Raw genomic sequence first — 6012 nt, forward strand, 5'->3', positions numbered from 1 at the left:
AACCGCCCGCTCAAGTCGCTCACCGACATGATCAAGGGCAAGCAGGGCCGGTTCCGCGAGAACCTGCTCGGCAAGCGCGTCGACTACTCCGCCCGCTCGGTCATCGTCGTTGGCCCAGAGCTCAAGCTCAACCAGTGCGGCCTTCCCAAGAAGATCGCGCTCGAGCTCTTCCAGCCGTTCATCATCCGCCGGCTCAAGGAGCTGGGCCTAGCCGACACGATTAAGTCGGCCAAGCGCATGCTCGAGCGTCGCGACCCGGAAGTCTGGGACGTCCTCGAAGAGGTCATCTACCAGCACCCGGTTCTCCTGAACCGTGCCCCGACGCTGCACCGCATGGGCATCCAGGCCTTCGAGCCGGTGCTGGTCGAAGGCAACGCGCTCAAGATTCACCCGCTGGTCTGCAAGGGCTTCAACGCCGACTTCGACGGCGACCAGATGGCGGTCCACCTGCCGCTCTCCGTCGAAGCTCAGGCCGAGGCGCAGGTGCTGATGCTGTCGCCGAACAACATCTTCAGTCCAGCCAACGGTTCGCCGATCATCACGCCTTCGCAGGACATCGTCCTGGGCGTCTTCTACATCACGTCCGAGCGCGAGGGTGACCTCGGCGAGTTCAAGACCTTCGGCAGCCCGACCGAGGCGATGCTCGCCTTCGACCAGGGCACCATCCGCATGAACAGCCGGATTCACGTCCGCATCCCGGATCGTGACACCGTCATCACGGACCAGAAGGACACCACCGGCAAGTCGCTCCAGGAGGTCGCCTTCAAGCACTCCGAAGAGCAGCGGAAGCGCATCGACGCGAAGTACAAGGTCATCGAGCAGATGCCCGAGGGCTACACCGGCCGGACCATCCTGACCACGGTCGGGCGTATCCTGTTCAACGATATCCTCGAACCCGAGATGCCGTTCTACAACTTCGCGCTCACCAGCAAGGGTGCCAGCCGCGTCATCGCCGACACCTACGCCAAGCTCGGCCGACCGGCGACGATCAACCTGCTCGACCGTCTCAAGGCGATCGGCTTCAAGCGGTCGACGCTGGCCGGTCTGTCGTTCGGCATCACGGACATCCGTGCTCCTGAGTCCAAGCAGAAGATTCTCGACGAAGGCCAGAAGAAGGCCGACAAGATCGAGAAGAACTACCGCTTCGGAGCGATCACCGAAGACGAGCGCTACGCCCAGCTCATCGAAGTCTGGGGCCACGCCCGTAAGGAAGTCACCGAGGACCTCATGGAAGGCCTCTACGCCGACTACCGCCTACCCGACGGCACGCCGGCCCACGATGGCGACAAGAACGCGCTGCGGTACCTCAACCCGATCGCGCTCATGTCGGTCTCCGGGGCCCGCGGCAGCGTCGACCAGATGCGTCAGCTCGGCGGCATGCGTGGCCTGATGGCCAAGCCGAGCGGCGAGATCATCGAGACGCCGATCAAGTCCAACTTCCGCGAAGGCTTGTCGGTGCTGGAGTACTTCAGCTCCACGCACGGTGCCCGCAAGGGTCTGGCCGACACCGCGCTTAAGACGGCCGACTCGGGTTACCTCACCCGCAAGCTCTGCGACGTCGCACAGAACGTCGTCGTCAACGGGCTCGACTGCGGCACGCTCAACGGCGTCACGAAGCAGACGATCTACAAGGGCGAGACCGTCGAAGTGCCGCTTCGCGACTCGATCCTGGGCCGTGTCTCGCGAGACAAGGTCGTCGATCCGCGCGACACCAAGCGTGTCATCGTTAAGGAGAACGAGGTCATCACCAGCGACATTGCGACCGACCTCGAAGACACCGGCATCGACAGCGTTCGCGTCCGCTCGCCGCTCACGTGCAACAACACGACCGGCGTGTGTGCGATGTGCTACGGCGTGGACATGAGCTCGGGCCAGCTCGTCGAAGAGGGCCTGGCGGCTGGCATCATCGCGGCTCAGTCGATCGGCGAGCCGGGCACGCAGCTGACCATGCGGACGTTCCACACGGGCGGCGTCGCCCTGGGCAGCCTCACCGAGCGCGACATCGCCAGCGGCGTCGCGGGTGTGGCCCGCTACCACGGTCTCAATGCCGTCGAGTCGAAGGACCCTGACGGCAACAAGGTGTTGGTCGTCCTCAAGCGCAACGGCGAAGTCGGCATCGAAGACAGCAAGGGCAACGAGCTCGAGCGTCACAAGGTGCCCTACGGGGCGTACATCCGCGTCAAGGACGGCCAGAAGATCAAGGCCCGCGACATCGTCGCCGAGTTCGACCCGCACATCACGCCGATCCTCGCTGAGAAGTCGGGCGTCGTGAAGTACGAGGACATCGAGATCGGCGAGACCGTCCGCGTCGACCAGGAGCGCGGCAGCGGTGACAAGAAGCTCATCGTCGTCGAGCACAAGGGCGAGCGCCACCCGCGCATCACCATCACGGACGAGGACGGCCAGATCCTCGACTTCAGCTACCTGCCGGCCCGTGCCCGAATCGAAGTCACCGACGGCCAGAAGATCCCCGCCGGTTACATGCTCGCTCGTCAGCCGCGTGAGGCGTCGGGCACGATGGACATCACCGGCGGTCTGCCGCGTGTCACGGAGCTGTTCGAGGCCCGCAAGCCCAAGGAGCCGACGGTCCTGTCCGAGATTTCGGGCATCGTCGAAATCCAGCAGGGCCGGCGCAAGGGCAAGGTGACGATCGTCGTCAAGAACGAGACTGGCATGGAGCGCGAGCACCACGTGCCGCAGGGCACCGACGTGCTCGTCCACGCCGGCGACTCGGTCGAGGCGGGCGATCCGCTCATCCGCGGCAGCGTCATCCCGCACGACATCCTCACCATCAAGGGCGAGGAAGCGCTTCACCACTACCTGCTGACGGAAGTCCAGAACGTCTACCGCAGTCAGGGCGTGCCGATCAACGACAAGCACGTCGAGGTCATCCTCGCTCAGATGCTGCGGAAGGTGAAGGTCGAGGACCACGGCGACACGCCGTTCCTGCCGGGTGAAGTCGCCGATCGCGGCCGATTCCAGGTGGCCAACAACGAGGTCATGAAGCAGGTCGTCGTCACCGACGCGGGCGGCACGCCGTACCGCGCCGGCGAGCTGGTCGACAAGGCCGAGTGGAAGGAAGCCAGCGAGACCGCCGAGGCCGAGGGCAAGGAGCCCGGCAAGGCCCGCCGTGGCAAGCCGGCTCGTGCCCGCACGCTGCTCTTGGGCATCACCAAGGCGTCGCTGTCGAGCGAGAGCTTCATCAGCGCCGCCAGCTTCCAGGAGACGACCAAGGTCCTGACCGAGGCCGCCATGGCCGGCATGCAGGACAAGCTCCTTGGCCTCAAGGAGAACGTCATCCTGGGTCACCTCATCCCGGCCGGCACGGGCTACTCGGCCCACCAGCAGCTGCAGGTCAAGCACCTCGTCGAGCCCGAGCCCGACGACGGCCTGCACTACGAGCCGCGTCCGGAGACACCCAGCCGTCTGCCGAGCACCGAGCGGATCAGCTCGTTCGCCCAGCGCGAGGCCGTCCCGCAGGCCGGCTCGTGATCGGCTGAACTGACGTCAAACACACCGCGGCCGCGACTTTCGAGTCGCGGCCGCTCTTCATGGACGAGGCGGCTCCAGGGTGACGTGCATGAAAGCGACGATCACGACACAACTTCGACGCGGCCTCGTCGTCACCGCGATCGTCGCTGCGAGTCTTGCGACGCTGTTGCTCGCCTTGACGTTCCTTCAGCGGCTCGATTGGCGACTGGACCTGTTGAGCCATCTTCGGCTGCACCTCATCGCTTCGCTCGTCGTCGCGGCCGTCGCCTTGTCTGCGATGCGTCGATTGCGTGTTGGCATCGCGGCCGCGTCCGTCGCCCTTGCAGTTCTTATCGCTGACACAGCCGTCGTCCCAGGCGGTCCGGAACGGGTCGATGCGTCGCCCGACTTGGTCGTTGTCCACGCGAACACGGGGAATCACCAGCTCGATCGCGACGCATTCGACGCTTGGTTTGCAACGGTCCGCGCCGACGTCGTCCTGCTTCAGGAGGTCACGCCGCACACGCTCGAGCACCTCGAGTCGCGATGGCCCGAGTACACGGTCCTGGCGGCGGAGCCCCGGTGGGACACGCGAGGCGTTGCCGTCCTGGTGAAGGCGAAGAGATCTGCCGAGGCCGACCTGCTGCATCCGCTGCCCGACAAGGACCGGCCGATCGCTGTGGTGACTCTGGACGTCGCGGGCACGACGACGTCGATCCTGCACTTCAGCACGACTAGGCCTCTGCCGCGCGACAACTTCGAATGGCAGGCCGAGGCCTTCGAGTTCGCGGCTCAATGGGCCAACGAGGAACGGTCCGAGGGCCGCGTGCCGCTGCTCGTCGGCGACTTCAACCAAACGCCCCGCGGCTGGCAGCTGCGCGATTTGTGCCGAGAGACGGGCCTCTCGCCGATGATGCTGCGTAGCTGGCGTTGGCCTCTGCCGCGCGTCGCCGGACTGGCAGTCAACGGCTTTCTCGTGCCCGACGAACTGCTCGTCATCGATAAAAGCGCCGGCCCGTACCTCGGCGGCGATCACTGGCCCGTGATCGCGTCGTTCGCTGCCGACGGGCAACTAAACCTTGAGGTAGAGCTTTCGACGGTCCATCCAGAAGAGCACGAGCCACCAGAGCGTCATGTAGATGACCGGCCAGGCGAGGCTGCCGACGACACGTGAGGTGGTCCAGCGTTCTGTCCAGGCGATGAGGCCGCTGGCAAGGTTGGCGGTGTCACCTGCAGGCGTGTGAATCGACCAGCGGGCGATGATGCACTTGAAGAGCATCTCGCTGCCGAGGTAGAGGGCGATCGCGTTGAGGCCGAACACGCGGAGCAGGAAGAGCGTCGTCCACCTCTTGACGTCGCAGATCCACCAGAGTGGCGAGAGCACGATCATGCCGATGCCGGCACTCAGCAGGCAGTACGGCACGCTGAAGAACCACTTGCTCGACGGCACCGTGAACCGCCCGACCCATCCGGTGCCCGACGCGTCGTAGCCGCCTGAAAGCAACAGGGCAAGCAGCACCAGGGCGACTCCGCCGCCGAGGACGAGCAGCAGCTTGCGTGCGACGCCTTGCGACCCGACGAGCACGAGACTCGACCACCCGCCGAAGACAGCGATCGCCGCCGCTGGCAGAGCTTGCTGGAAGCCGCCGAACCAGCCGAAGCCACCGAGTCGGTCGTCCCTCAAGACATCGCCAGTGCCTTCATCCGGTCCAAACAAGGTGTCAGATGTCCACCCAACAAGCCTGTCGAACCAGATTGCCGGAGCGTTCAGCGCCTCCTTGACACCTTGATAGTGCTGCCAAGTCGCGGTGCCCGTCGGCGCGCCCTCGGCCGCACGTGCTGCGCCCAACTCTGCGACCGAGTCGTACGGCACGAGCGTCATCACGCCCCATTTCGCCAGCAGAATCGTGGACACGATGCCGACCTGCCACCAACGCGGCAGCAGGAAGACGCCGACGCACACGACGTATGCCGCCGCGATGAGTTGAAGGATGTTCCAACTCAGCAGATCGCCCCAGACCAGCGGCCGCGTGTACGCCGCTGAGGCAACCGTCAGCAGAACGCCCAGCATGTAGAGCACGACGCCGCGCTTCAGTGCGATGAGCAGTGTCCGCCACCATTTGCGGTCACGACCTCGGCCGAACTTCATCGACAATGGCACGCTCGCCCCGGCCGCGAAGAGGAAGAGCGGAAAAACGATGTCTGCCGCCGTGACGCCCTGGGCCGGCTCGTTCCACGGGATGTGAAACCACTGTCGGTGGACCGCGTCGAGCGTGGGATTGTCGAACAGGTTCGGGTGAAACGTGTGGTTCACCCACACCATCAACGCGATCGTCCCGCCGCGCAGCGCGTCGAGCGAAAGAAGCCGCGTCGCACTGCCGGCTGTCGTGTCGAGTGCCGTGCTTTTGATCGAAGACGCCACACCGCAGCATCGCCGATGTGGCGAAAATGCTCAACCTCGACGCGACTTGAAGGCGTTGATGAGCTGGTTGGTGCTTGCGTCGTGGGTGCCGACTTCGCCGGTGCCTTCCAGCTCGGGCA

3 protein-coding genes are annotated in these 6012 nt (G+C 65.1%); 2 read left to right on the top strand and 1 reads right to left on the bottom strand.

What is annotated here, in order from left to right; all coding sequences use genetic code 11:
- A partial coding sequence (locus AAGI46_15095) for a DNA-directed RNA polymerase subunit beta' (GenBank protein ID MEM1013534.1) occupies positions 1 to 3492 on the top strand: 3492 nt, incomplete at its 5' end.
- Positions 3493 to 3580: 88 nt separating this feature from the next.
- Entirely contained in the window at positions 3581 to 4645 is a 1065-nt protein-coding gene (locus AAGI46_15100; GenBank protein MEM1013535.1) for an endonuclease/exonuclease/phosphatase family protein, read from the top strand.
- Here AAGI46_15100 and AAGI46_15105 read toward each other — a convergent pair.
- Positions 4544 to 5893: a DUF5009 domain-containing protein gene (locus AAGI46_15105; protein MEM1013536.1), complete on the bottom strand. Its 1350-nt coding sequence runs from the start codon at positions 5891 to 5893 to the stop codon at positions 4544 to 4546. The genes AAGI46_15100 and AAGI46_15105 overlap by 102 nt on opposite strands.
- Positions 5894 to 6012 lie beyond the last annotated feature (119 nt).

It is taken from the genome of Planctomycetota bacterium (genome assembly GCA_038746835.1).
Taxonomy (GTDB): domain Bacteria; phylum Planctomycetota; class Phycisphaerae; order Tepidisphaerales; family Tepidisphaeraceae; genus JBCDKH01.

Excerpts from the sequence above, each read along its gene's own strand:
- AAGI46_15100 (MEM1013535.1), top strand. The coding sequence starts at position 3,581 with ATGAAAGCGACGATCACGACACAACTTCGACGCGGCCTCGTCGTCACC.